The sequence below is a fragment of the Trichocoleus desertorum AS-A10 genome (assembly GCF_039962155.1).
In the GTDB taxonomy this organism is placed as follows: domain Bacteria; phylum Cyanobacteriota; class Cyanobacteriia; order FACHB-46; family FACHB-46; genus Trichocoleus.
Genome location: NZ_JAMPKN010000006.1, coordinates 109,997 through 134,074 on the forward strand (window position 1 = coordinate 109,997; position 24,078 = coordinate 134,074).

The window sequence follows — 24,078 nt, forward strand, 5'->3', positions numbered from 1 at the left end:
GTATGGAGCCTTAGCAATGTGATCTAGGACAGACCACCAAAGGATTTGCTTGCTATTTACAGTCTAGTCAGAGATGTCTCGATTTTGTTGAAATCTTTATACTACCTTAGTTAGAATATTGGGTTTGCTTATCAGCTAATAGTCCTACCCCAAAAGTCGGTAATGTCATAGCCTAAGTCGCTCACCATTTGTCGGAGCAGTGGCATACTCAAGCCGATCACGTTAGTATGGCATCCTTCCAGCTTCTCGACAAAAGCGCTACCTTTACCTTCCAAGGCAAAACAACCAGCACAATTTAACGGTTCACCTGTAGCTACGTATGCCTCAATTTGGCGATCGCTGACATTGGCAAAGTAGACGCGAGTCACACGGCAGCGGACTAAGGATTGGTTTCGGGTTAGGTCAATCAGGGCGTGGCCTGTGTATAAATCACCAATTTTGCCCCGCATTTGTTGCCAACGGGCGATCGCATCGGCTGCATTAGCGGGTTTGCCGTGAATTTCTCCGTCAATCGCTAAGACAGAGTCGCAGCCTAGAATCAGGGCTTCTGTAAAGTAAGGGGTGACGGTTTCAGCTTTACGCAGTGCCAGCGTTTGCACCAAGTCCGCTGGATTTGATAGCTGTACCTGAGACTCGTCAAAATTGCTCTGACTGACAAGCGGCTGAATGCCAGCGTTTTGTAGCAGGCGACGACGAGCCGGAGAAGCGGAGGCTAAAACAAACTGTGGGATACCCATCCAACCTTAATTAACTGGACTTACTGGACTTAATTAACTGAAAAAGAGTTGACGACGTTTGCAAATAAACTATGCACTTTGGGCCACCGTTGCTCGGTAGTGGAAGCGTTTAATGTATAGAGCCGACCATTGCTCACCACTACACTAGCGAGATTGTGCCGTTGTTGGTTGTTGGGCAACTGCACTGCATATTCCAAGGTGTAGTAGGTTTTGCCGTTGAACTCGCGGGAATCGGCGGTGACCAGTTCGGCTTTGCGCTTAGACCCTGTGGGAGCGATCGCACTTTTGGAGAGTTGGTAGCCAACTTCACCCGGACTGCCTAAATCCTGTAGCGTTTTCTGGTTGGGGACAGGATTGATCACAATGCTGACATTCTCAGTCGGCTCAATCAAATCATGCAGCACGACGTCTGGGCCGTTGGTGACTTTAACTTCGCTCCAACCGAGTGGATACAAGAATTGGTAGCCATCAATGCTGTCCACGTAGCTAGTCATGCCGCTGGTGGCTGAAGCGGTACAACCACAGAGGCTAAGACTTAAAACGATCAAGAGTGCTGCGATTTTTCTCAGCATTGCCATACCCTTCCCCGATGTACTAACCAAACAGTTCGTGAAGTTACCTCAAGAACTTACTGGCTCCGTGGTTTTGTGCCTTTATTGTCTCATTTAGGGGGAATTCGGCAGCAGGAAGTATTGCCAGGATAAATTGTTTAGCCACAACTGCCACAATCACCACTGCCACAGTCACCCCCGCTACAATCGCAGCTAGAGCAGTCTAGACCAGAGCCGCAATCCAGGTCAGCGCAATTGGCCTGCTCTCCCCATTTAACGTTCATGCAATCGGCGCAATCAACACAGGACAGTAACCCGTCTACTCCATAACAGTCGTTTTGTGGCTGGGAGCTGCGATCGCGCCCTTTCTCTTCCCCCTCTTGCTCGATCTTGCTGGCCGCTTGTAGTCTGCAATGGTTTCTCCGAGCTTGCAAAATCTGGTTAGCAACCTTGCATTCAGCGAAGCGCGATCGCGTGGCTGGAATGGCAGTCCACAAGCCTTGCTCTAGAATCACCCGCTTCACATATTGTGAGCAGGATTCACCTCCATGCAGCACCCGATGGGCACAGGAGAAGCCTTTGCGGGGGGAGAGATGTTTTTGGTACCCAGCGATCGCACTGGCCGCTGCTTGACGAAGCCAAAGATCAGGGATTGACGTTTCCATTGCAGGCGAATTCCAACTCAGAAGCTCAAGGAATTGATACAGGCAGCAGTGTCAGCCTATACCAGGACTATGAAATAGCTACTGTAGAATTCATCAGAGTTGTGCAGGGTTCCAGGCAGACTTGCGAATCTTTATCGCAGCTTCTGCGCCGTGCGGAGAATTTGCCCTGCCAGAACTGCTGCGCCGAAACCATTGTCAATATTCACCACACCAATCCCAGCGGCACAGGAGTTGAGCATGGTGAGCAAAGCAGCTAAGCCATTGAAACTAGCGCCATAGCCAATACTGGTAGGCACAGCAATCACGGGGCAGTCGGTCAAACCTCCGACCACGCTGGGTAGGGCTCCTTCCATGCCTGCCACCACAATCAACACGTCTGCTTCTGCGATCGCCTGACGGTTACTGAGTAAACGGTGAATCCCTGCGACTCCCACATCCCAAAACCGCTTGACTTGAAAACCAGACAGTTCGGCCGTGATAGCGGCTTCTTCGGCTACAGGCAGATCGGCTGTACCCGCTGACAGCAAACCAATCGTTCCAGAATGACGAGGTTCTAAATGAGCAGGCACTAAGGCGCAAATCCGAGCCAGGGCGTAGTAACGCAATTCTGGAATCTGCTCTCGCAATTGAGCGTACACATTAGGTTCGATCCGAGTCGCCATGACGACTGGATTGCGATCGCGCATCACCTTGATAATTTCAATAATTTGCTCTGGGGTTTTGCCCGGACCCCAAATCACCTCAGGGAAGCCTGTCCGCAGGGTGCGGTGGTGATCAATGCGAGCAAAATCCTCAACAGGTTCAAAATCAAAATGCTTGAGTTTTTCTAGGGCTGAGTCAGGGCTGACTTCACCGTGGGCTACAGCTTGCAGGAGGAGACGGATGGCTTCGGGTTGGGTCACAGGATTCAGGATTAGTTAATCTTTGTTGTCTTCAATTTTAAGTTCTGCGATATTCCACAATCCCCAACTGGGTAAACCTGTGTACTGAATTCCCTGGATGCGATCGCGCACCGCTACGATGGCAATTTCATTCACCAGGTAAATCACGGGCAATTGCTCCTGCACAATCCGCTGAAAATCGCCGTAAATCGCTTTGCGCTTAGTTTCATCTAGCTCTCTGGCACCAGCAGTATACAGGCGATCGATTTCTAACTCCCAATCTTTCGGTTGCCAACCTTGGATCGGTGGTTGTCCTGGCTGTTGCTTCAGGTTTAAGGAATGCGACCCACCACTACTCAGCCACAGATTCGCCGCTCCGTGGGGTTCAATGCCGCCCGTAAACCCGATCATGTGGGCTTCCCAATCCCGCGAGCTAGAAACTTTATCCAGCAAAGTGTTGAAGCTAATTGGAGTGAAATCAACTTGAATGCCAATAGCCCCTAAGTCTTGCTTGATCTGCGCTCCCATTGCGACTCGCTGACGATTTTCTGCGTTAGTGAGCAATGTAAAGCGGACTGGATGATTCTCTGCATCAAGCAACTGACTTTGGGCGTTGTACTTAAAGCCTGCGCTTTCCAAGAGCTGTCGCGCTTTTTGCAGGTTGTAATCGTAGGTTTTGAGTCCTTCTTGGGGTGAGAGATAGTAAGGGCTTTGCACCGAAATGGGCGAATCCTGTAACTCGCTAATACCCCGAAACAGGTTGTTGTTCATGCGGGGGCGATCGATGGCGTGAGCGATCGCTTGCCGAAAGGCCAAGGTGTTGAACCACTTAGACTTAATCGGGTCCACAAAGGGCCGATTATTTTTATCTCTCGCTTCCGTCAGGTTAAACGTCAAATAGGTAGTGCCTGACCAAGGGCCACCATTGTAGAGCTTAAATTTGCCCCGCTTTTCTTCCCGTTTTAACAACGAAAAATACTCTGGGCGTAGAGGTCGCACATCGCCCATCACATCCAAATCGCCAGAGCGAAATCGGAGCAGTTGAGTGTCGGTGTTTTCGATAAATTGCCAAACAATCCGCTCAATGTAGGGTAGGGCTTGGCCTTGAGCATCGCGTCGCCAGTAGTAAGGGTTGTGACGAAACACAATCCGCTGTCCCGAAACGTAACTTTCGACTTGGTAGGGACCGTTGACGACTAGTTGCTTGGGATTGGTGGCTGTACTCCAAGTGGAAATGAACTGGGGATTGCCATCGGAACTGAGTGTCTGCACCGATCGCTCTAAAGCATGTTTAGGCAAAATCGGCGCACCATCATGCCCCGCCAGCGATCGCAGCAATGGCGCAAACGGTTCGGGCAAAATAAATTCCACCCGGCGATCGTCTAGTTGCTGTACCTGGGGGAAAGCTCGGTTAACACCAATCCGTAAGCTATCAGCGTAATCCGTGGGAATTTCTGGGTTGAAGATGACCTGCTGAAAGGTAAAGACGACATCTGCCGCCGTCAGCGGTTGACCATCCGACCATTGCAGATTTGGCCTTAAGTTGAAGATTACCTGCTGTTTATTAGCTGAAATGCTCCAAGATTCTGCCAGAGCAGGTTCTACCTCACCCGTCACCCCGTTTTCTCGAAGCAGATGCTCCTCGGTAAAGAGAAATACATTGGGAAATTCTTGGTTAAAGGTGGGATTAAACGTTTTGGGATCGCTCAAGGATGTCAGAACTAACTGCGGCACTTGGGCAGCGGCAGTGCGGAACTCCGTTGGACGACATCCAGTTAGGAGTAAAGAGGGCGCGATCGCCAAACTCAATACCAGCAGGACAGAGAGCCAACGACGGAGCAATTTCATCCCAAAAGAACTAGCGGTCATGGAGACGTTGCAAAGCTTTTCCGCATCATAAACCGCTATGTTGTTTGTGTCCGAATGATGGCTAATTCTGAACAAATTACTCGCTTAACTTGAGTTCGTAAATGTTCCAGAGGGAGCCACCCAAAGCCGTGAATTTCACCCCTTCAACGCGATCGCGTACTGCCGACAATGAAAGCGGATTAACTAGGTAAATTACGGGTACTTGCTCCTGAGTAATCTGCTGCGTTTTGGCATAAATAGCTTTGCGCTTGGCCTCGTCTAGCTCTTGAGCACCTTGGATATAAAGGCGATCGATTTCTTTTTCCCACTCCGTTATTTCCCAACCCTGAATGGGAGGTTGTCCCGGCGATGGACCTTGATTGAAGCTGTGTAATCCGCCTTGGCTTAGCCACACGTTCGCGCCATCGTTAGGTTCGACCCCTCCGGTTAAGCCCAAAAGATAGCAGTCCCAATCTCTGGTCGTGGAGAGTTTTTCCACCAACGTGTTGAAGTTAATCGGATTAAAATCCACTTGAATGCCAATCTTCTGGAGGTCTTGCTTTACCTGTGCCCCCATTGCCTCCCGAATTTTGTTGCCAGAGTTAGTAATCAAAGTGAACCGCACCGGATGGCCTTCGGCATCTTGCAACTGTCCCTGGGCGCTGTATTTGAACCCCGCCCCTCGCAATAACTGTTTGGCTTTTTCGGGATTGTAGTTATAAACCTTCAACCCTTCCTCAGCCGAGAGATAGTAGGGGCTTTGCAAGGAGATGGGAGAGTTCTGCGGCTGACCGATTCCCCGAAAGGTGTTGTTGATCATGGTTTGGCGATCGAGCGCATAGGCAACTGCCTGCCGAAATGCCAGGGTATTAAACCACTTGGACCTAATCGGGTCTACAATCGGGCGACCATCTGCCCGCCGAGCTTTATTGAGATTAAAAGAAATAAAGTTGGTGCCTGCTGCGGGACCGCCATTGTAAATTGTGAACTTGCCACGCTTTTCTTCTCCCTTCAGCAGCGAGAAATTTTCGGGCTGAACTCCTAAAGCATCTAAGCCCCCAGAGCGAAACTGAAGCAGTGAGGTATCGGTAGACTCAACAATCTGCCAAATAAAGCGCTCAATATAGGGCAGCGCGTTGCCCTGAGCATCCTTACGCCAGTAATGAGGGTTGCGCTGAAAAATCACTCGCTGACTAGGAACATAGCCTGCCAGCATATAAGGACCATTGGCAATAATCTTGCTGGGATCTGTATCCACGCCCCAAGTCGATAAGAACTTTGGATTACCATCTGAACCTAGGGTTTTGACAGAATCAATCAGAGCGTGACGAGGCAGAATCGGTAAACCAGTGATGCGGAGGAACGGCGCAAACGGTTCTGGTACTGTAAATTCAATCTGGCGATCGCTCAGCTTGCGAACCGTTGGTAAAGCGCCACTCTCGCCTATTCGCAGAACATCCCTCGTATCAGTGGGGATTTTTTCGTTGAAGTAGAGGTCGTTGTAAGTAAACGTAATGTCGTCTGCTGTCAGAGGTGCTCCATCCGACCACTTCAAGCCCTCACGGAGCGTAAAGACAATCCGCCGCTTATCCTCCGAAATCTCCCAGGATTCCGCCAGAGCTGGCTCAATTTCACTGTTGCCGTTTTCGGTGACCAACCCTTCGTAGATGTAGGTGAAAACGTTAGGAGCTTCTTGGTTGAGGGGATAGTTAAAGGTTTTGGGGTCACTGAGGGTGCTGACCACAATCTGAGGCACCTGAGCTGCTTCAGTCTTAAAGTTGGTGGGGTTGCAAGCACTTAGAGCGATCGCTAACATAGCGACCAAGGCAACTAAACCCCAACGACGCAGCGGTACAGTCAAAAAAGCAGCAGAGAACATGTTGCACGAACATCAAGCTTCTTTGCCATCATAGATCCCAATTTCTCTGAAGTAGGTAGGTAAAGCCAAAAGTCAGATTTTCTGGCTGAAGTCTGCTTGAGGCTATCTAATGATGTCGCTGGTTTAGCGCCAGTAAGGGCGACCTCGCCAAAATACTCCCACAATGAAGCCCATAAACAGGGTTTCTCCAGGATTGACTAGGATGGCTGGCAACGGAATGAAGGAGCGAACCACTGATCCCAAAATCAAACACAGCACTAATGCCCACAGCACGCCAGCGTTGATGGATACTTGCTGCCATTTTGTTTCTAATAAAAAAACCGCTAACCCTCCAATGCCAATGCCAGCAGCCACCTGCATAATCACTACCCAAGGTGGACTAAATAAAGCGTTTAAGACCGCTCTGAGCAAACCCACTTGGGTGTAACCCATTCCTAAGGCCACTTCTATCACTGCCACGATCGCTAAAGTGGCAAGTGTCAGTAAGGCGAGCGATCGCCAAGGCAAAAACTTTAAGCGGCGCAATGGATCGAACATGTTTAAAAGGGCAGCTAATTGCCTCGATTCTACTTGCTACGTTGCTTGCTGCAATAGTACGACTGCATAAGAGGAAATCCCTTCCTCTCGGCCTTCTGGGCCTAACTTCTCGTTGGTTGTGGCTTTGATGCCCACTTGATTGGGGTTGAGTTCTAAAACAGTGGCAAGGCGATCGCGCATGGCTGAGATGTGGGGTTTGAGCTTGGGCCGTTCCGCCACAATCACCGAGTCAATGTTGCCAATCTGCCAACCTTCGTTCCGAATTAATTGATGCACTTGCTCTAGCAGCTTCAGGCTGTCGGCTCCCGCCCATTGGGGATCGGATGGGGGAAAGTAGAGGCCAATGTCGCCCAAGCTCAGGGCCCCTAGCATGGCATCCATAATGGCGTGGGTCAGCACATCGGCATCACTATGGCCCAGTAAGCCGAGTTCGTGGGGAATGTTGACACCACCCAGAATCAGGTTCCGTCCCTCTACGAGGCGGTGAATGTCGTAGCCGTTTCCAATGCGAATATTCATGAACTCTGCGATCGCTGCATTAAGCAATCTGCATCATCTCGGTGTCTTCAGTCAACAAGTGTTGCCAACAGGTGTTGTTAAAAATGCTTGGCATCAAGGTTTGGGACGAACAACATCTCTCAGGGTAGTTTCGCCATTAAATTGAGCCAATGCAGTATTGTGTGTTGTAAAAGTGGCGGCGCGATCGCTCGCTACTCGGTAACTACAGCAGATTTGAAGTATGAATCCTCTGAGAAGTAGGGTACATCGCTTAATTGATCAACTGTCGGATGAGGAGATAGAAAGTATATGGCCAGTATTAGAAGCGCTTTATTACGATTTTTATATGCTCCGGGCGATCGAAGAATCGAAGCAAATCCTGCAACCCGGTGACACGCTCACTCGTGAAGAAGCGTTGCGATCGCTGCCTTTGCTGTGAAAAACGTTGTAATCCAATGCTGTGGCAGTGCCAACATGCGTGAATTACCACTAAAGAGTAGATTGCATAAACCTTTGAAGCTGGAAATTCGTTACGAGAGGTCTTTTCTCTTAGACCTAAAAGAGCTAGAGCCGACTGTGTATCAGCAGGTGTGCCAATTTGTCTTTGTGGAGTTTTTACAGATAACGCAATTACAAGACTTGCCAGAACTTCGACAAATGGGTTCTAGAGCAATTTTCTATCGGTTCACCCTCGATCATCATTTCGTCGGCATCGAAGTCACAGGTCAAATTATTAAGTTTCTGCGTATCCTTCCAAAGCCGAATGTTTAGAGGACTCAGACAGACTCTAAACTCCATCGGTAAACTGATGAATGGTAAAGACAATAGGTGGAAATACTGTTTATGGATGCCGCTGCACTTTGGCAACGTTACCAAGACTGGCTTTACTACCACGAGGGCTTGGGATTTTATCTAGATATCAGCCGCATGCGGTTTGATGATGCCTTCGTCGCAGCACTACAGCCTAAGTTTGAGCGGGCCTTTCGGGACATGGCTGAGCTAGAAAAAGGCGCGATCGCCAACCCGGATGAAAATCGCATGGTGGGGCATTATTGGCTTCGCGACCCCGACTTAGCTCCCACAGCGGAACTCAAACAAGATATTGTAGAAACGCTAGGGCAGATTGAAGCGTTTACTCAAAAAGTTCATAGCGGGGCCATTCGTCCCCCCCAAGCTGAAAAGTTCACCGATGTCCTTTCCATCGGGATCGGGGGTTCGGCATTAGGGCCGCAGTTTGTTGCCGCAGCACTAGCACCAGATTTTCCGCCCCTCAACCTTCACTTCATTGACAACACTGATCCCGCAGGCATCGATCGCGTCTTGACTCAGCTTCAAGATCGGCTCTCTAGCACGCTGGTAATTACGATTTCCAAGTCTGGCGGTACTCCAGAAACACGTAATGGCATGCTGGAAGTGCAAAAAGCCTACAGCGATCAAGGGCTCAACTTTCCGCAATATGCGATCGCCATTACAGGGCAAGATAGCAGCTTAGATAAACTCGCCAAGTCAGAAGAGTGGTTAGCCACTTTTCCCATGCACGACTGGGTCGGTGGACGCACCTCCGAGCTTTCGTCAGTCGGCTTGCTACCTGCGGCCCTGCAAGGAATTGATATCCGCACGATGCTAGAGGGTGCGAAAGAGATGGATGCTGCGACTCGGATTTCCAACCTCAAAAGCAATCCAGCCGCTCTCCTAGCTCTAGCGTGGTATTACGCCGGGAATGGCCGAGGTGAAAAAGACATGGTGGTGCTGCCCTACAAAGACAGCCTGCTGCTGTTTAGTCGCTACCTGCAACAGCTAGTCATGGAATCTCTTGGCAAAGAGAAAGACTTAAACGGCCAAGTGGTACATCAGGGGATTGCCGTTTATGGCAATAAAGGCTCGACCGATCAACATGCCTATGTGCAACAGTTGCGCGAAGGCGTGGCCAATTTCTTCGTCACCTTTATCGAAGTACTACGCGATCGCCAAGGCCCTTCTGTAGAAGTTGAGCCCGGCGTTACTTCAGGTGACTACCTCTCTGGTTTGCTGCAAGGCACTCGCCGCGCCCTCTACGAAAACCAGCGGGACTCCATCACCGTTACTATTCCCCAAGTTGATCCCTACAATGTTGGAGCTTTGATTGCTCTGTACGAAAGAGCTGTGGGTTTCTACGGCTTTCTCGTCAACGTCAACGCTTACCACCAGCCCGGTGTAGAAGCAGGCAAAAAAGCTGCCGCTTCCGTACTTGACCTGCAAAAACAAGTGGTCAAGGCGTTGCAACAATCTGGTCAACCTCTGTCTTTACAGGCGATCGCTGAGAAAGCAGGTGCCCCAGACCAAATCGAGTCCATCTACAAAATCGTCCGCCACCTAGCCGCCAACCAACGCACCGTCACCCTCCACGGCAACCCTGCCCAACCTAACCAACTAGCCGTCTCAGCTCTCTAACCCCTTAACTTAATCGTTCAACTCTTTTCCTTATAGCGCCCGTTCTCGCGTCCCTGACCTGATATAGCAATCCTAAATAGGGTGGATGGAGGGGTGTGCTTCTCCAACCCGTCAATTTCATAAATCATTTAGGATTGCCACATAAAAAAGCCCACTATTAAAGTTAGTGGGCTTTTTAGCTAAATCAATGGATAAATCTTTGAAGTTAAACTAGCAGACCAAGCAGATTCAACACTGCTCAGGCTACCTATTTCTGACCGCCGACAACTTGTTGTTTCAGCACATCAATTTCTTGAGATAGCTCTTGGCGATTCTCAACCTTCAATAGATATCTGTAAACAAACCAAGCTGAGTAGCCAATTCCAACTAGTTCAAAAGTAGGAGCTAGAAGAGGGATATCGTTGATGGCGTCTAAAATCGCTAGGGTGATCTTGACAGTAACAATGCCCCCAAATAGAAGGCCTAAGTTAATCAGAAGGCGTTGATTCTGATTAAAGAAATCCGATAGCAGGTCGGGCAACTGTCCTAAATAGTAAGAAACGCGATCGCCAATTTGTGACCATTGCTCAGAAGACTGAGACTGCTGATGAGGTTGAACAACGAGCGGGGCAGGTTCAGTAGAAGTTACTTCAATGTCTGCTCTACCTTCTACGTCAGCAAACTCAGGGGTGCTGGAATCAGTATAATCAGATGTTTTCAGTTCGGGATTCATATGAATATCTCGAGAACGACAACCTGGGTAATATAGCTTTGGGAAGCTCCAACTAACGGCAGACAGTAGCAGAGTTAGAGAACTGTTTTTGCTAGTTTTCAAACATATCTGACACTAAAGCAGAGCTTCACAAATTGCAAGATAGTTAACAACTGCGACTTCAAAATTTGTTAAGTAAAGTTTCAGTTAAACGATTGCTTACAGCATCCCATAAGACTAGAATCAGAAATTTCTGCCTGAATCTGTCTTAGGTTGGGTTGTTTGGGAAGATGACTCGATTGGCGCTAAGTGACGGTATCACGGGTGATGGGCGCATCCAGCGTGATGATTTGGCCGCAGCGAGTAAGTCTGCTACGCGAGTAAGCTCGATGAATCTTGGAGCTGAGCGCCAGAATTAAAGCAACTGCATACTCTGCGATCGCATCAGGAAAGCAAGCAAGCGCTCGGACTATTGTTAAGCTAAGTTTCTCCGCACTGGTACATCTACATGGTTAAAGCCAGCACTATATGGAGCGATGATTGCCGCTCATGACCATGTAGATCGTTGGCAGTTGCTAGAAATGCTTGGTTCTAGATGCTTGGTCTAGATTTTGCTATTGAAGAACCGTAACCTTCATCCAGCAAGACCTAACAGTGAATAGAACTTAAAACGAAAAGTTTTCTTCATCGTCAATTCTGACATCCCAGTTAGCAGACAGTACCTCGGCCACGACTGCTTCTAGGGCAGCTGCATTTAAGGTGCGGGTAGTTTGCTCTTGCAAAGGATTGGAGACTGGAATCAACCGGAGCTGTCTTGAATCTTGAATTAAATCAAAACAAGGTTCCTGTTCAGCTGATTTCTTAAGTTCTAAATAATCGAAGCTACAAACGTTTAGATACAGGGCGTGATTGGCGACTAAGGTTGATTGTTGAGGGTCGGCAAAAACCTCTAACACGCACCCTTCCCCTTCGCTGAGGAGATTGTCATCTTGGGTGTAGATATAGCGAACTCGGCCCAAGTCAGCTAACAGCCGCTGCATGTCTTGTTTACTCACAATGATGCCAGTGTCAACAATGCAGGGCGCTGGCAACCTCATATCTCTAGGCAGGGGATCATGACTCATGGGAAACAGCCTCAAATGGGCCTTATAGCGGGATGCAGTGATCAAATTTGACGGTAGAACTTGGCAAGGACGGGGCAACCAAGGCTGGTTAACCAAAGTCAGAGAAGTTCTCAAGAGGCGCTAATGGGACGACTTCAGGACAGCTAACCCCTGAGAGGGTAATCGCTGGATGTAGAAAATGGTTGTGTACGAAACAATCTTAGCTCAAGATTTTCGGTTCGCTACTAACAAAATTTCAGGGGATGGACTGGTCTGACCTAGTTTAGCAACACCCTCTTGAGTGATTGATTAATATATTTCACTTTAATAAATCTATGCCTGTTTTAAGGCTGAGACTGGACCAGTTATGAATTCGGTCTCTGACCTAGCTGCACCGGGTAGATGGCGTTAAGGAATCTGTCACAGAGGCAAGATTTAGGCTGTTCTTTAATTGTGCTTGGTCTAGTAAGGTATGAGTTCGGTCAAAAGGCTGAAAATCTGCTCTCAAGCATCAGCTATCTGATTGGGACCATTGAAGGGTAAGGGCTATGGCACAAGTAAAGCAGAGCGAGAAAGCTATGGGAATTGGTTCTAGAGTCGCAGCGGCGATCGCCTTCTATACCTGTTTACCTGTTCCTCCAACTTGGGCGTTGGAGTTTCAAGGAGTAGCTCGTCTCGCACCTTACATAGGGTTGCTAATCGGAGGGCTGTTGGGTGCGTTTGATCTGGGGCTACAGGCGATCGCGATGCCCGTTTTGACTCGCAGTGCCTTGATTGTGGCAGCTTGGATGGCCGTGACAGGTGGCTTGCATTTAGATGGAGCGATGGACACCGCCGACGGTTTGGCTGTTTTAGACCCAGAACGTCGGTTGGAGGTAATGGCGGATAGTCGCTCTGGAGCTTTTGGGGTAATGGCGGCGATCGCGCTCCTCTTGCTCAAAACCGCAGCTTTGAATGACCTAGAAGGGGAGCGATGGCTGGCTTTAATAATGGCGGCGGGCTGGGGCCGTTGGGGACAACTCGTGGCGATCGCTCGTTACCCTTACCTCAAACCCACGGGGAAAGGAGCTTTTCATAAGGAAGCCATTCGTTCGCTCTGGGAGGCAGTACCTAGTTTGTTTTTGTTGTTGGGTCTTAGCGGGTTGCAAATTGTACTCAATCCAGCTCACTGGCCTGTTGCTTTGGGTATGGCTGCGGGGGGCATTGCGATCGCTTGGCTAACTGGCACATGGTTCAACCACAAGCTCGGCGGTCATACGGGTGATACGTACGGAGCCACCGTGGAGTGGACAGAAGCTGGTTTATTATGCTTACTGGCTGGACTCTAACTAATTTTGAGTAACGCCTTGAGTGACTAAGCTAGCAGCTTGTTTGATCGGAATCTCAACCCAGAATTTAGTACCTTCTCCTAAAAACGATTCACACCAAATTTGCCCTTGATGCTTCGCTGTGACGATTTGGTAGCTGATCGACATGCCCATGCCTGTGCCCTTGCCAACAGATTTGGTCGTAAAGAAGGGATCAAAAATTCGCTGCTGCACCTCTGGAGTCATTCCTAAACCATTATCAGCAATACAAACGGCAATACGATCTCTGCTCTGCTGGTGCGTAGTGATCCGAATCGTGCTGGGGGATTGCTGTAGGGTCGCTGCGTGGCTTTGGTTCTCCCGCTCTTCCAGAGCATCCAAAGCATTGCTAAGAATGTTCATAAATACCTGATTGAGCTGGCCCGCATAGCATTCTACGAGGGGCAGCGGGCTATATTCCTTAATGATTTCTATCGCAGGACGCTGAGAATTTGCCTTGCAGCGGTGTTGCAAAATCAATAGCGTGCTGTCAATGCCTTCATGAATATCCACATGCTTGACTTCTGCTTGATCGAGGCGAGAAAAATTTCTGAGGGAGAGGACAATCTGCTGAATCCGGTTAGCCCCCATACGCATTGAGGTAAGAATTTTTAGCAGGTCTTCAGCCAAAAAATCGATATCAATCGTGTCTGCACAGTCGCTCACCTCTGGGTGCGGATGAGGGTAGTGTTTTTGATAAAGCTGAAGCAGTTGGAGCAAGTCTCGCGCATACTCGTTGGCATGGCTAATATTGCCAGAGATGAAGTTGACAGGGTTATTGATTTCATGAGCCACTCCAGCAACCAAACTGCCTAGAGCCGACATTTTCTCGTTTTGCACGAGTCGGAGTTGCGATTGTTGGAGTTGGTCTAAGGTGGTGGAGAGCTTGGCGGTGCGTTCGGCGACCCGTTGCTCTAGAAGTTCGTTGGATTTTTTTAGTTGGCCTTGTTCGCGAGCCTGTACCTGCCAGAGCACGACAATCATGGCTCCGGTCAACCCTACAATCACTAGGGCAATTACATCTAGCGATCGCAGTTGTGACTCAATACTTTCGCGTGGAATCACCAGTGCCACTGACCAATTGGCTTCTTTGAGGGGGAGGTAAGCGACATATTTCCAGGTGCCATCAATGGGCAATAGCTTGATTCCCTCTTGTTGGCTCACCATTTGTTGAGCGATCGCGGCTAAGCTTTTGTCCGCTGACTTTAGCAGGTTGGCAGAGGGCTGCTCCGATGTAAACATCAGCTCTGAGTTGGGATGTGCGATGACTTGTCCTTTTGAGTCAAGCGCAAAGGCATAGCTATCGTCGCCATAGTTAAGGCTATCAACCACATAAGCAATGCGATCGAGCCGTACTAAATTATGAATTTCTCCAATGGGAGGACTGGTCGTATCCAACCCTCGTCGGATCGGAGTCGCCACTGAGATGGTGGGAATTTTGGCGGCTCGACTGATGAGGGGATCACTGACATTGGTCTGTCCTGCCATTGCCTTTTGGAAGTACTCGCGATCTTTGACATTTGCAGGTTTGCCGCCGATCACTTGGCGCTGACCGTCAGCCTTAGCGATCGCAATGGCATAAACATCGTTAAAGCGCAAAACTTCAGTTTTCAAGTACGGTTCGGCGATCGCCCAATCCATTGATTTGACGACTGTCGTATTGGCCAGCGTCTCTATATGAACCTTTAAAGTTGCCAGCCAGCGATCGATCTCGTCTACACCCTGCTCTACTTCCAAAAAAGCGTTTTGCTGCAAACTCTCCAACATCACATGGCGGACAAGCTGGTAGCTGTAATAGGCTCCTAAACTCACAATCAGGGTTGTGCCGCCAATTACAAGATTCATTAAATAACGTTGGGGCTTAAAGTATTTTCTAAAAATTTTCATTGTGCGCGGCAGCAGAGAATTGCTTATGACAGAGGGCGATCGCCGGGAAGAAGCGGTTGAGTCGGTAAATTGGCAAAGGTAATCTTGAACCACTTTTCCTGGAGGCGTTTAAGCTCTCCTTGGGTACGCAAATCACCCAAGAAACGGTTGAGGAGGTCGAGTAGATCTTGATTGCCTTTTTTCACCGCCCAGGCTGCATAAGATTTACGGCTGACTCGCTCACCTAACTCAAAAATGGCGGGTTTTTCGCTGACCAATACCGACAGCGAGACAATGTTGTGGAGGACTGCATCCAGTTGCTGGTTCAGCAAATCTTGATAAGCCTGGGCGAAGCCGCGATACTGCTTAACTTGACCCAGGGTGCCGCCCTGCTGCTTCAGTTGAGCGGCAAGGTCAGGGATGGCTGCTAGAGAAACTCCCCCTTGCTGGACTCCCAAAACTTTGCCTGAGAGATCTGCGAGTGTTTTGATGGTGAGATCATCTTTGCGTTTGATGTAAGCAATGGTGGATTCGGCGATCGGCATGGTGAAGTCTAAAGTCTTAGCGCGATCGTCAGTGATACCCACTGCAGTTAGGGCTAAGTCATACTTACCGTCCGCTACTCCCGGCAGAATGCCCTGCCAAGGCAGAATTTCTTGGCGAATCTCAAATGCAACGGTTTTTCTAAGCTGTGCTAGTAACTCGTGATCGAAACCAATCGGCTTTTCATTGACCAAAAACTCGAAAGGAGGATAGTCATCCTCAGTGGCAACTAGTAAATGTCCTCGTTGCTTGATTTGGGTCAGCAAAGCATTGCTAGCTTTGAGGGTTGAGCCGCTTTGTGGCGATTGAATACAACCATGAGCCGCTGAGGTCAGTAGCATTCCTGCGCCAGCTTGAAGGAAAAATCGTCTCCGAATGGTCATACCTTCAAAGCCACAGCAACATCCTTTATCAAGGTTCCCTAGGGCTGCTTGTGACGCTCATCACTTTATTTTATAGAACCAGGATTTTGAGCACTCCTGCCAAAACTGTCATCGTATCAACAGGATTTATCGCTCCTAAGTCAATCTTTTGATTCAGTTGAGGTACTGCATGAACCTGTAAATATTCCCAATCCAACTCAATGTCTTGAAGATCGTTAGAGTTAGCAATCTCCATTCTGTTCTCCCGCAGCAGGATGCGATATTTATAAGGCCACAGTGGTAAACCAACTTTGTGTTGCATCAAGAAATACATGTCCTGCTTGATGTTTTGCCACCACATGAGGCCACCCAAAGTAGTAATTGGTTTCCGGAAGGCCACGCTAACGCTCCTTGAGTGGGAAATGAGGAATTGCTAATTCAAACTAACTTGCTATTTGGTTTCCATCCAGTTCTTACCTGCATTAATTTCCACTAGAAGCGGCACGCTGAGTTGAACAGCAGTTTCCATAGTGGATTTAATTTGAGGTTTTAGTGACTCCCATTCTTCTGGAGGTAGTTCAAAGATCAGTTCGTCGTGGACTTGTAGTAACAGATTGGCTTGATGAGAGCGGAGAATCTCGTGCAGTTTTGCCATCGCGATTTTGATGATGTCGGCGCTGGAGCCTTGGATTGGGGCGTTGGCCGCAGCTCGCAGCAAACCTGCATCGTACTGACCGGGACGCAAGCCATCAAGATCAATCTCTTCTGGCTTCCGACCACGCAACTTCAATAAATTGTCATTCGTAAAGTTGAAATAGCGCCGACGACCAAAAATGGTTTCAACATAACCTCGCGCGATCGCCTGTTGTTGCATGGTTTGCAAATAGGCAAAAACTTTCGGGTAGCGTTGGTTAAAGCGATCGATAAAGAGCTTGGCTTCTGAGGCTTTTACGCCGGACTCACGGGCAAACCGTTGCGCTCCCATGCCGTAGATGACGCCGAAGTTGATGATCTTACCCAAGCGGCGTTCTTCGGAGGTGATGGTATCTTTTTCCAACAACAACCGGGCTGTGAGGGTATGGACATCTTCATTGTTGCGGTAGGTTTCAACTAGAACAGGTTCTTGGCTGAGATGGGCCAGAATCCGCAACTCAATTTGGGAGTAATCAGCCGCCGCGAGGAGCCAGCCTTCCTCTGGAATAAAGGCTTTGCGAATTTGCCGACTAAAGGCAGTCCGAATTGGAATGTTTTGCAGGTTGGGGTTGGAGGAAGAAAGTCGGCCTGTGGTGGTGCCTGTTTGGTTGAAGTTGGTATGGACTCGATGCGTGTCGGGCCGCACTAGATTGGGCAGCGCATCGACATAGGTAGACTTGAGCTTGGACAGAGTCCGAGACTCCAACATGGCATCGACGACAGGGTGATCACCTTGCAGCTTTTCTAATGTGGCGGCATCCGTGGAGTAGCCTGTTTTAGTTTTGCGGGATTTTTTGCGATCGAGACCGAGCTTTTCGAATAGCAGCTCACTCAGTTGCTTCGGTGATCCAAGGTTGAATTTCTCACCCGCAGCTTCGTAAGCTCGGGCCTCGATCAAAGCTAGCTCTTTTTCCAGCGATCGCGAAAACTCCCGCAAATATTCCTGGTCGATGCGAACCCCACAATATTCCATCTCGGCTAACACGGGTTCCAGGGGCTGTTCGATCTCTAGCAGCAAACGGTGTATTTCTGGAACGGGTGCTAACTCGTCTCTCAGCTTGGCGACCAAATGGAACGTAGTATAGACATCCATGCCACAGTAGTTGGCGACGCTCGCAATATCAATATCTGCGATCGTTTGGCCTTTGGGAACCAGCTCGGTATAGCTTTGTGGTGTGATGCCCAGATAGCGGCGGCTTAAGTCGGTCAAATTATGGCTGTTGTCTGGGTCGAGCACGTAGCTAGCCAGCATGGAATCAAACACTACACCCGCTAGCTCAATGCCTTGGCAACGGAACACCAGGCGATCAAATTTAGCGTTTTGTAGGGCTTTTGGGTATTTAGTGCTTTCTAGGAAGGGTCGTAATGCTTCTAAAACGGTGGCTTTATCCAGGTTGGCACCCGTTTTGTGCCCCACGGGCAGATAAGCCATGTCACTTTCACCCGCTCCCCAGCAGCAACCGATTCCCACTAGTTCAGCGTCGCGTGGCTCTAGGTCACTGGTTTCAGTATCCCAAGCCACAGGGGTCGCTGGATCGGTCAAGGCTTGTAGCCGCTGTACCAGTTCGGCTAACTGCTCTGACGATTGAATGATTTGGGGGTGGATTAGGGCAGGGCCTTGCTTTTGCTGCTGAGCTGCATCGGTTTCCTCGGCACTGAAGAAAGCCAGATCCTCGCTTTCAAAGTCTGAGAGAAACGGGTTATTAGGAGTTCCTGTAGCGATCGCTGATGCAGCCTTGGCTCCGTCGGTTTCCGAGAAGTCGGGGGTGGCATCATTGTCAGCCTCTGCGCCACCAAAGAGTTTTTGCAGTTGTAGCGTCTTCTTCATCAGAGACTGAAACTCTAGTTTTTCGAGCAATGGCACCACTGCTTCGCGATCGAACCCCTTGAGTTGGCAGTCTTCTAAGCTAATTTCCAAAGGCACATCCAGATGGATTTGGGCCATCCATTGCGAGTGCCGCGCCTCTTCCCGTCCTGCTTCCAGCTTTTGCTTTACGGCTCCCTTGATTTCGTCTAAGGAGGCATAGATCTGTTCTAAAGAGCCATACGTACTCAGCAACTGCACCGCAGTTTTCGCGCCAATGCCCTTTACCCCTGGGATGTTGTCGGAAGAGTCTCCACAGAGGGCTTTGTAATCGACAACTTGGCTAGGTAAGACGCCCAATTTGGCTTGCACTTGCTCAGCGCCAAATTCGTTGGGGTGGCCAGTGGTGCCGCGGGCGAAAGGATTGCCCAGATGCAGCACCTTGATTTTTTGATCGGGATTAATCAGTTGGAATAAGTCTTGGTCGCCACTCAAAATTTTGACAGGGTACCCCGCCGCACTGGCTCGCCGCGCTAATGTGCCAATCACATCGTCGGCTTCATAACCGGGAGCAGTGACTACGGGCAAGTTGAGGGCTTGGAGCAATTCCTTCAGGTTTTGCAAATCGGGCTTAAAATCTTCTGGCGTTTCCGGACGACCTGCCTTGTAGGTTTCGTCGGCATCGTGGCGAAACGTGGGCGCACTCAGGTCAAAGGCGATCGCCACATAATCTGGCTGCTCAGATTCCATGACTTCTAGCAACGCTTTGAGAAAGCCATAACTCACGCTCGTGGGAATGCCAGTGGACGTGCGTAACCCGCCATCTCGCCCTTTGGCGAAAGCAAAATACGAGCGAAAAGCTAAAGAGTGACCATCAATCAGGATCACTTTGGGGTGCTTTTCTGGGAGGGAATTGTGAGTAGACAAATCAGGAGCAGAAGTAGATTGAGCCATAGATCCCATTCTAGCGAGTTCCGCTCCTTACCCGATTCTCACCTGGGTTTGTCGTTGGGGTTGTTGGCCCCTAAAGAGTCGTAGGAATTTTCTGCCGATGATTGATCAGTATCTATATGAATAATGGTTTGCACCGGGCCGTAGCGTTCCCGAATTGTGCCCTCCACTCGTTCTGCAATCACACGGGCGGCTCCGAGAAATTCTGGGTGCAAGACCAAATACATTTCAACAAACACTTGCCGACCCACAATTCCACGCGACTGAATCCGGTAGCAATGAGTAACGCCTTCGACTTGCCGTGCCAGTTGTGCCAAGATCTCTGGGGCGATCGCCACTTGCCTTACTAGTAAAGGTAACTGCCAGTTCAGCACACGCCAGCAACTGCGGATCGCGACGAAGGTCACTATGACCGCCAGCAGGGGATCGAGCCACACATAACCACGCCAGACTCCTACTAAGCCGATCAATACGACCACACTCAGCCAAGCATCTTGCAAAATATGGTTAGCATTCAGCCGGAGAGCCGCACTCTCTAGCACCCTAGCTTCGTAACGCTCGAAAAACGCCAAACAAATCCCAATGGCGATCGCCACACCCAAAAGTTGAATCAGCGGCAAATTAATACTGACTTCAAAGGGAACAACGGCGTTGCGCGTCGAAGCTTCTAACTGTTTCAACGCCCCACCCAGCAAGCTCAGGCTAGAAAACCCTAGTAGGGCTACGAGGAGGAGAGCTCCGATTGACTCTAAGCGCCCATGCCCCCAGACTTCTCGCCCAGAAATGCGATGGGGAGAAGTGACTGCTAAGAGGCTGAGAAGCGTACTAAAACCATTAATTAAGGTATGTACCGATTCTGCTAAAAGACTAAGGGATTTAGCTGCCCAGCCAGCCCAAACCTTCACTGCAAAAATTAGCAGTGTCAACCAAAGAGTAGCCAATAAAACTTGATGAATCGCTCGACGGCGACTGTATGCCTCTGCCATAGACCCAAAGGCTATCACAATTTATTCCTGCCTCAGTGAATGATTCTAAGGACTTAGGGAAATTCTGTCTCTAGGGGTTTGAGCATCCTCAGCCGATAAACCCTAGTTGATGTGAGGCAAATCCGATCGCTCCTCCTGCTAGCACTAACCACATAGAGTTGATTTTGAAGCGAAACACCGCGATCGCACTCAAAATTGCCACGATCACTGTGAGCCAATCCATCAATGCCGCTTGCGCCAAGGTATAGGTCACTCCTGCCATGAGTCCCAAAGAAGCCACATTTACCCCATCGAGAAATCCGCTAGCGTAGGGAGATTGACGCAACTTGGGCACCCAAGGGTTAACCACCCACACCAGCAAAAAAGCAGGTAAAAAAATGCCAAGAGTCGCAGCGATCGCTCCTGCATTTCCTGCCAGCAGATAGCCAATGAACGTCGCCGTGGTGAAGACTGGACCTGGTGTAATTTGGCCAATGGCAACGGCATCTAAAAGCTGCTGAGATGTCAGCCAATGATTACGCTCGACTAAATCCCGTTGTAAAAATGCCAGTAAGACGTAACCACTGCCATAAAGCACACAGCCAAGCTTAAGAAAGAACAGAAAGACACTAACCCAACCCACTGAGGTGACGGTTGTTGTAGGAGTACTGATTTGGGACATGGCTCCCGACAACGGCAAGAAGAATGCTCCCCAAGGCTTGCCTTTACTTAGCCCGTTTTTCACGAGCATGACCGCAATACCTAGCGAAACGAGCACTAAAATCTCGTTCCAGCCCGCTAAGTAGGCCGCGATCGCGCTTACCCCTGCAACAATCGTAGGCCTGTCCTTAGCTGCCTTTTTACCTAGATTCCACACCGCCTGCATCACGATGGCAATAATGACCGGTTTGATGCCATAGAGTAGCCATGACACCTGGGCCACAGTTTGATAGCGAGCATAAATAGCAGCCAATGCCCAAACGATCAGCATGGCAGGCAGAATAAAGCAAGTTCCTGCCACCAATAAGCCCCGCCATCCGGCTCGTTCGTAACCGATATGAATGGCTAACTCTGTCGAATTGGGACCAGGAATCAAATTCGTGACCCCGAGTAAATCGAGCAGTTTCTCCCGGCTCATCCATTGACGGCGACTGACCACCTCATGGTCCATCATGGCGATGTGGGCAGCAGGCCCGCCAAAAGCGATCGTCCCCAGTCGCAAAAACACGATTGCGAGTTCTGTTAGTCGCTCTTGTTTCGTAGTTGGAGCGCGATCGCTCTCTACTGCCTGTCCCTGAAACTCCTCAGGTTCCTGCGTCACCGAAACTCTCCTGTGTTGATGGTTAGATCAGGATCGTGCCAGATTAAGCGCTGCATTTGCGTCAATCTAAGACGGGCGATCGCGCTTTCGCTGTTACCTGGAGGCAGGTTGGCTGAGCCTGATACCCTGAGGATTGAATACCAACACAACAGTTCAGCCTTTACCAGCTAGCACCGGAGGAAGTCACGATGCAGGAATCTACAGCCACTCCACCCGCTTCAGCAAAGTCTACCGAGGTAACGCCCAAAGACATCCAGTTATTGGTTTTAGATATTGATGGCACGATTGCTGGAACTTCCAACCAAGTTCGTGAGCCTGTCAAGCAAGCGATTCGGGCCGCTCAAGCCAAGGGTGTGAAGGTGGCGATCGCCACAGGGCGGATGTTTTGTTCAGCGGTGCGCTTCCACCAAGCTGTTGGCTCTGACTTGCCGCTCCTAGCTTATCAAGGAGCCTTGATCAAGGATGTATCGACTCAACAAACGCATCGCCATTGGCCTGTCTCTAAAGAAACAGCCCACCATTTATTAGATTATTTCGAGCAGCCAGAGTTGCGATCGCTGCTATCGGTGCATTTCTATATCAATGATCAGCTCTATGTTCGAGAACTGACGCCAGAAACCAAGATTTATGCTGAGCGCTCCGAAGTAGAGCCGATTGTGGTGGGAGATTTGCGTCGAGCGCTGACCGATGAACCCACAAAGGTATTGGCCTTGAGCGATGACACAGACGTAATTGAGCGATTGTTTGGTGGGCTGCGCCAGCGTTACACCCCCGCAGAACTTTACCTGACCAAATCAGTGGCGACTTTCTTTGAAGCGACTAATCCTTTAGTCAATAAAGGAGTCGCTGTGAAATACCTAGCCGAAGAGATGCTGGGTCTTAAAGCCGAAAATGTGATGACCGTAGGTGACAACTTTAATGATGTAGAAATGCTGGAATACGCCGGAATTGGTGTGGCGATGGGAGATGCACCGGATGACGTAAAAGCGATCGCGAGTTGGGTAGCCCCCAGTGTGGAGTTGGATGGAGCCGCCGCCGCGATTGAAGAGTTTGTTCTGTGATTCGGGTGGGGGAAATACTGCTTTAAAAGTCAGAAAGGGCACCGACGACTGGCCGTGTTTCGTCTCGGTGCCCTGACTGGTTCGCTCCTCACACAAGATTTAATATAACTGACTGACACAGCTTTGTCACCCCCTCTTCAAACAAATTTCATAAGATACTACATTTGATATCCACAATATGAAATTTTTATGGTAATGACCCTAGGGCTTGGGCGCTTTAGCCAACCGCTTTTGAGCCAAAATTCTGTCTTAAGTGATGATCCTACTTCTATAGTTCGGTAGGGGCTACTAAGCCCAACGCCTCTTGTATTAGTACTTGCAAGAGAGGCTGAGTCGCCAAGACTAAACCTAGCCGCGCTTGCACCAAAGCTTGATCGCTCTGCTGAACATCCCCCCAAAAGCGGCAAGCATCGTAGAAACTTAGAAACGCTTTTGCCAAGGCTGCGACTAATCGCTCAACCATGCAGTGCCCTCTAGGGTCTAAAGGCAACGCGATCGCTGCGGCTAACAGGCTCTGTAACTCATCGACTGTATCAATCAGGGCAAAAATCAAACTTTGTTCAGCGGGATGCACTAAACGTAGTTCGCTCTGTGAGTTTAACCAAGGATTCCTTGGGGCTGCGATCGCGCTTGAAGTCAAGCTATTTATATAGACAGACTCCTCAGCTAGTAATCCCTGCTCCCGGGCTAAACGTAGCAAAGAGCAACAGCGAGCGTGAGCATACTGAACTGCAAACGGGTCAAAAATATGACCTTGATTAACCTTTGATGACTTTTGTGGAGCTACTACTGGGCTCAGTTCTTGCCTAACCCCCTCAACTGACTGTTGCAATTGCGGGGTCGAATGATACGTCATGCACTGTAACCAATCAGCCAAGCCTTGGGGTATCAGTTCAAAATAAAGCCAACCAGACGGTTCAAGCTTCACCGTAAAATTCCTTAAGCCAAAACTCACGCTTGCTAAGGGAGGGTTACCAGGTAAATTTTGAGCGATCGCTGCTTGGAAAAAGTGCTCATTGATTAGCGTCGCAAGCTCTATAGCTGTCTTCTGACAAGGCTTGGCGAGTTGTAAAGCGATCGCCGAACTGTACAAAATCGGCATTTTCCCCTTGACCCGCTGTACAGAAATCACCAGTTTTGGCTCTCCATTTGGTAGCAGGCTAGGTTCTATCGTTGGTGTTGTTGAAGAGCAAACTTTTGGAAAAACATCACTCCGTAGGCAGATTACCTCTTGTAACTGCCTCAGTAACAATAATTGCAGCGCAGGGTAGGTAACGATCGGTAAACTCTTACTCACGTATGGTACGAGGATAACCAGGTTTAACCTGCTCACTTTAGGCTAATAG

Annotated in this window: 22 protein-coding genes; 5 read left to right on the forward strand and 17 right to left on the reverse strand. The window is 49.4% G+C overall.

Annotation, left to right across the window (positions count from 1 at the left end; all coding sequences use genetic code 11):
- Positions 1-131: 131 nt before the first annotated feature.
- The 8 genes from NDA01_RS11245 to ispF all read right to left on the reverse strand — a co-directional run bounded on the left by NDA01_RS11245 (position 132) and on the right by ispF (position 7,617).
- Positions 132-737, reverse strand: a complete 606-nt coding sequence (locus NDA01_RS11245; RefSeq protein ID WP_348228005.1) for a Maf family protein — start codon at positions 735-737, stop codon at positions 132-134.
- A 29-nt stretch (positions 738-766) separates the two neighbouring features.
- Entirely contained in the window at positions 767-1,309 is a 543-nt protein-coding gene (gene psbP / locus NDA01_RS11250; RefSeq protein ID WP_348228006.1) for a photosystem II reaction center PsbP, read from the reverse strand.
- Positions 1,310-1,446: 137 nt separating this feature from the next.
- On the reverse strand, positions 1,447-1,953 hold the full coding sequence (gene yidD / locus NDA01_RS11255) for a membrane protein insertion efficiency factor YidD (RefSeq protein ID WP_348228007.1): 507 nt from the start codon (positions 1,951-1,953) through the stop codon (positions 1,447-1,449).
- 131 nt (positions 1,954-2,084) lie between these two features.
- Positions 2,085-2,855: a nickel pincer cofactor biosynthesis protein LarB gene (gene larB, locus NDA01_RS11260; RefSeq protein ID WP_348228008.1), complete on the reverse strand. Its 771-nt coding sequence runs from the start codon at positions 2,853-2,855 to the stop codon at positions 2,085-2,087.
- Between the two features lie 15 nt (positions 2,856-2,870).
- Positions 2,871-4,703, reverse strand: coding sequence for an ABC transporter substrate-binding protein (locus tag NDA01_RS11265; protein WP_348228009.1), 1,833 nt, complete (start codon positions 4,701-4,703; stop codon positions 2,871-2,873).
- 76 nt (positions 4,704-4,779) lie between these two features.
- A complete protein-coding gene (locus NDA01_RS11270) occupies positions 4,780-6,561 on the reverse strand; it encodes an ABC transporter substrate-binding protein (protein WP_348228010.1) in 1,782 nt (593 codons plus the stop codon).
- 123 nt (positions 6,562-6,684) lie between these two features.
- Complete coding sequence (locus NDA01_RS11275; RefSeq protein ID WP_348228011.1) at positions 6,685-7,098, reverse strand: peptide chain release factor 1; 414 nt, start codon at positions 7,096-7,098, stop codon at positions 6,685-6,687.
- Positions 7,099-7,134: 36 nt separating this feature from the next.
- A complete protein-coding gene (gene ispF, locus NDA01_RS11280; RefSeq protein WP_190560923.1) occupies positions 7,135-7,617 on the reverse strand; it encodes a 2-C-methyl-D-erythritol 2,4-cyclodiphosphate synthase in 483 nt (160 codons plus the stop codon).
- A gap of 220 nt (positions 7,618-7,837) precedes the next feature.
- Between ispF and NDA01_RS11285 the strand changes: the two genes are divergently transcribed.
- From NDA01_RS11285 to NDA01_RS11295, 3 genes are all read left to right on the forward strand, one after another.
- The gene (locus NDA01_RS11285; protein ID WP_348228012.1) at positions 7,838-8,035 is read left to right on the forward strand and encodes a hypothetical protein; all 198 of its coding nucleotides are present in this window, start codon (positions 7,838-7,840) and stop codon (positions 8,033-8,035) included.
- A gap of 35 nt (positions 8,036-8,070) precedes the next feature.
- The gene (locus NDA01_RS11290) at positions 8,071-8,367 is read left to right on the forward strand and encodes a cytotoxic translational repressor of toxin-antitoxin stability system (RefSeq protein ID WP_199295808.1); all 297 of its coding nucleotides are present in this window, start codon (positions 8,071-8,073) and stop codon (positions 8,365-8,367) included.
- A 72-nt stretch (positions 8,368-8,439) separates the two neighbouring features.
- Positions 8,440-10,026 carry a glucose-6-phosphate isomerase gene (locus tag NDA01_RS11295; RefSeq protein ID WP_348228013.1) on the forward strand — a complete coding sequence of 529 codons (1,587 nt, stop codon included), beginning with the start codon at positions 8,440-8,442 and terminating at the stop codon, positions 10,024-10,026.
- Positions 10,027-10,273: 247 nt separating this feature from the next.
- On the opposite strand, the gene NDA01_RS11300 is transcribed toward NDA01_RS11295, so the two are convergent.
- Positions 10,274-10,738 (reverse strand): CAAD domain-containing protein, encoded by a 465-nt coding sequence (locus tag NDA01_RS11300; protein WP_190439356.1) that lies wholly within the window; start codon positions 10,736-10,738, stop codon positions 10,274-10,276.
- Positions 10,739-11,382: 644 nt separating this feature from the next.
- Complete coding sequence (locus NDA01_RS11305) at positions 11,383-11,841, reverse strand: hypothetical protein (RefSeq protein ID WP_190439354.1); 459 nt, start codon at positions 11,839-11,841, stop codon at positions 11,383-11,385.
- 527 nt (positions 11,842-12,368) lie between these two features.
- On the opposite strand from NDA01_RS11305, the gene cobS reads away from it, so the two are divergent.
- On the forward strand, positions 12,369-13,148 hold the full coding sequence (gene cobS, locus NDA01_RS11310) for an adenosylcobinamide-GDP ribazoletransferase (protein ID WP_348228014.1): 780 nt from the start codon (positions 12,369-12,371) through the stop codon (positions 13,146-13,148).
- Here the strand turns inward: cobS and NDA01_RS11315 are convergent, their stop codons facing one another.
- From NDA01_RS11315 to NDA01_RS11340, 6 genes are all read right to left on the reverse strand, one after another.
- A complete protein-coding gene (locus NDA01_RS11315; protein ID WP_348228015.1) occupies positions 13,149-15,146 on the reverse strand; it encodes a sensor histidine kinase in 1,998 nt (665 codons plus the stop codon).
- Positions 15,077-15,958 carry a transporter substrate-binding domain-containing protein gene (locus NDA01_RS11320; protein ID WP_348228016.1) on the reverse strand — a complete coding sequence of 294 codons (882 nt, stop codon included), beginning with the start codon at positions 15,956-15,958 and terminating at the stop codon, positions 15,077-15,079. The genes NDA01_RS11315 and NDA01_RS11320 overlap by 70 nt, the downstream gene beginning before the upstream one ends.
- A 70-nt stretch (positions 15,959-16,028) precedes the next feature.
- The gene (locus NDA01_RS11325; protein WP_348228017.1) at positions 16,029-16,337 is read right to left on the reverse strand and encodes a hypothetical protein; all 309 of its coding nucleotides are present in this window, start codon (positions 16,335-16,337) and stop codon (positions 16,029-16,031) included.
- A 51-nt stretch (positions 16,338-16,388) separates the two neighbouring features.
- Positions 16,389-19,388, reverse strand: a complete 3,000-nt coding sequence (gene polA, locus NDA01_RS11330; protein WP_348228018.1) for a DNA polymerase I — start codon at positions 19,386-19,388, stop codon at positions 16,389-16,391.
- A gap of 38 nt (positions 19,389-19,426) precedes the next feature.
- Positions 19,427-20,371 (reverse strand): cation diffusion facilitator family transporter, encoded by a 945-nt coding sequence (locus tag NDA01_RS11335; RefSeq protein ID WP_348228019.1) that lies wholly within the window; start codon positions 20,369-20,371, stop codon positions 19,427-19,429.
- 88 nt (positions 20,372-20,459) lie between these two features.
- Entirely contained in the window at positions 20,460-21,671 is a 1,212-nt protein-coding gene (locus NDA01_RS11340) for a chromate transporter (protein ID WP_348228020.1), read from the reverse strand.
- Between the two features lie 188 nt (positions 21,672-21,859).
- Here NDA01_RS11340 and NDA01_RS11345 point away from each other — a divergent pair, with 188 nt between their 5' ends.
- Complete coding sequence (locus NDA01_RS11345; RefSeq protein WP_348228021.1) at positions 21,860-22,732, forward strand: Cof-type HAD-IIB family hydrolase; 873 nt, start codon at positions 21,860-21,862, stop codon at positions 22,730-22,732.
- A gap of 268 nt (positions 22,733-23,000) precedes the next feature.
- On the opposite strand, the gene NDA01_RS11350 is transcribed toward NDA01_RS11345, so the two are convergent.
- Positions 23,001-23,864, reverse strand: coding sequence for a DALR anticodon-binding domain-containing protein (locus NDA01_RS11350; protein ID WP_348228022.1), 864 nt, complete (start codon positions 23,862-23,864; stop codon positions 23,001-23,003).
- Positions 23,865-24,078 lie beyond the last annotated feature (214 nt).

What these genes read in the sequence shown, in the direction of transcription:
- NDA01_RS11295 (WP_348228013.1), top strand. Translation starts at nt 8,440, where the DNA reads ATGGATGCCGCTGCACTTTGGCAACGTTACCAAGACTGGCTTTACTAC.
- ispF (WP_190560923.1), bottom strand. Translation starts at nt 7,617, where the DNA reads ATGAATATTCGCATTGGAAACGGCTACGACATTCACCGCCTCGTAGAG.
- NDA01_RS11345 (WP_348228021.1), top strand. Translation starts at nt 21,860, where the DNA reads ATGCAGGAATCTACAGCCACTCCACCCGCTTCAGCAAAGTCTACCGAG.
- NDA01_RS11265 (WP_348228009.1), bottom strand. Translation starts at nt 4,703, where the DNA reads ATGACCGCTAGTTCTTTTGGGATGAAATTGCTCCGTCGTTGGCTCTCT.
- NDA01_RS11245 (WP_348228005.1), bottom strand. Translation starts at nt 737, where the DNA reads ATGGGTATCCCACAGTTTGTTTTAGCCTCCGCTTCTCCGGCTCGTCGT.
- NDA01_RS11335 (WP_348228019.1), bottom strand. Translation starts at nt 20,371, where the DNA reads ATGGCAGAGGCATACAGTCGCCGTCGAGCGATTCATCAAGTTTTATTG.
- NDA01_RS11305 (WP_190439354.1), bottom strand. Translation starts at nt 11,841, where the DNA reads ATGAGTCATGATCCCCTGCCTAGAGATATGAGGTTGCCAGCGCCCTGC.
- cobS (WP_348228014.1), top strand. Translation starts at nt 12,369, where the DNA reads ATGGCACAAGTAAAGCAGAGCGAGAAAGCTATGGGAATTGGTTCTAGA.
- yidD (WP_348228007.1), bottom strand. Translation starts at nt 1,953, where the DNA reads ATGGAAACGTCAATCCCTGATCTTTGGCTTCGTCAAGCAGCGGCCAGT.
- NDA01_RS11300 (WP_190439356.1), bottom strand. Translation starts at nt 10,738, where the DNA reads ATGAATCCCGAACTGAAAACATCTGATTATACTGATTCCAGCACCCCT.
- NDA01_RS11270 (WP_348228010.1), bottom strand. Translation starts at nt 6,561, where the DNA reads ATGTTCTCTGCTGCTTTTTTGACTGTACCGCTGCGTCGTTGGGGTTTA.
- NDA01_RS11275 (WP_348228011.1), bottom strand. Translation starts at nt 7,098, where the DNA reads ATGTTCGATCCATTGCGCCGCTTAAAGTTTTTGCCTTGGCGATCGCTC.
- polA (WP_348228018.1), bottom strand. Translation starts at nt 19,388, where the DNA reads ATGGCTCAATCTACTTCTGCTCCTGATTTGTCTACTCACAATTCCCTC.
- NDA01_RS11290 (WP_199295808.1), top strand. Translation starts at nt 8,071, where the DNA reads ATGCGTGAATTACCACTAAAGAGTAGATTGCATAAACCTTTGAAGCTG.
- psbP (WP_348228006.1), bottom strand. Translation starts at nt 1,309, where the DNA reads ATGCTGAGAAAAATCGCAGCACTCTTGATCGTTTTAAGTCTTAGCCTC.
- NDA01_RS11320 (WP_348228016.1), bottom strand. Translation starts at nt 15,958, where the DNA reads ATGACCATTCGGAGACGATTTTTCCTTCAAGCTGGCGCAGGAATGCTA.
- NDA01_RS11285 (WP_348228012.1), top strand. Translation starts at nt 7,838, where the DNA reads ATGAATCCTCTGAGAAGTAGGGTACATCGCTTAATTGATCAACTGTCG.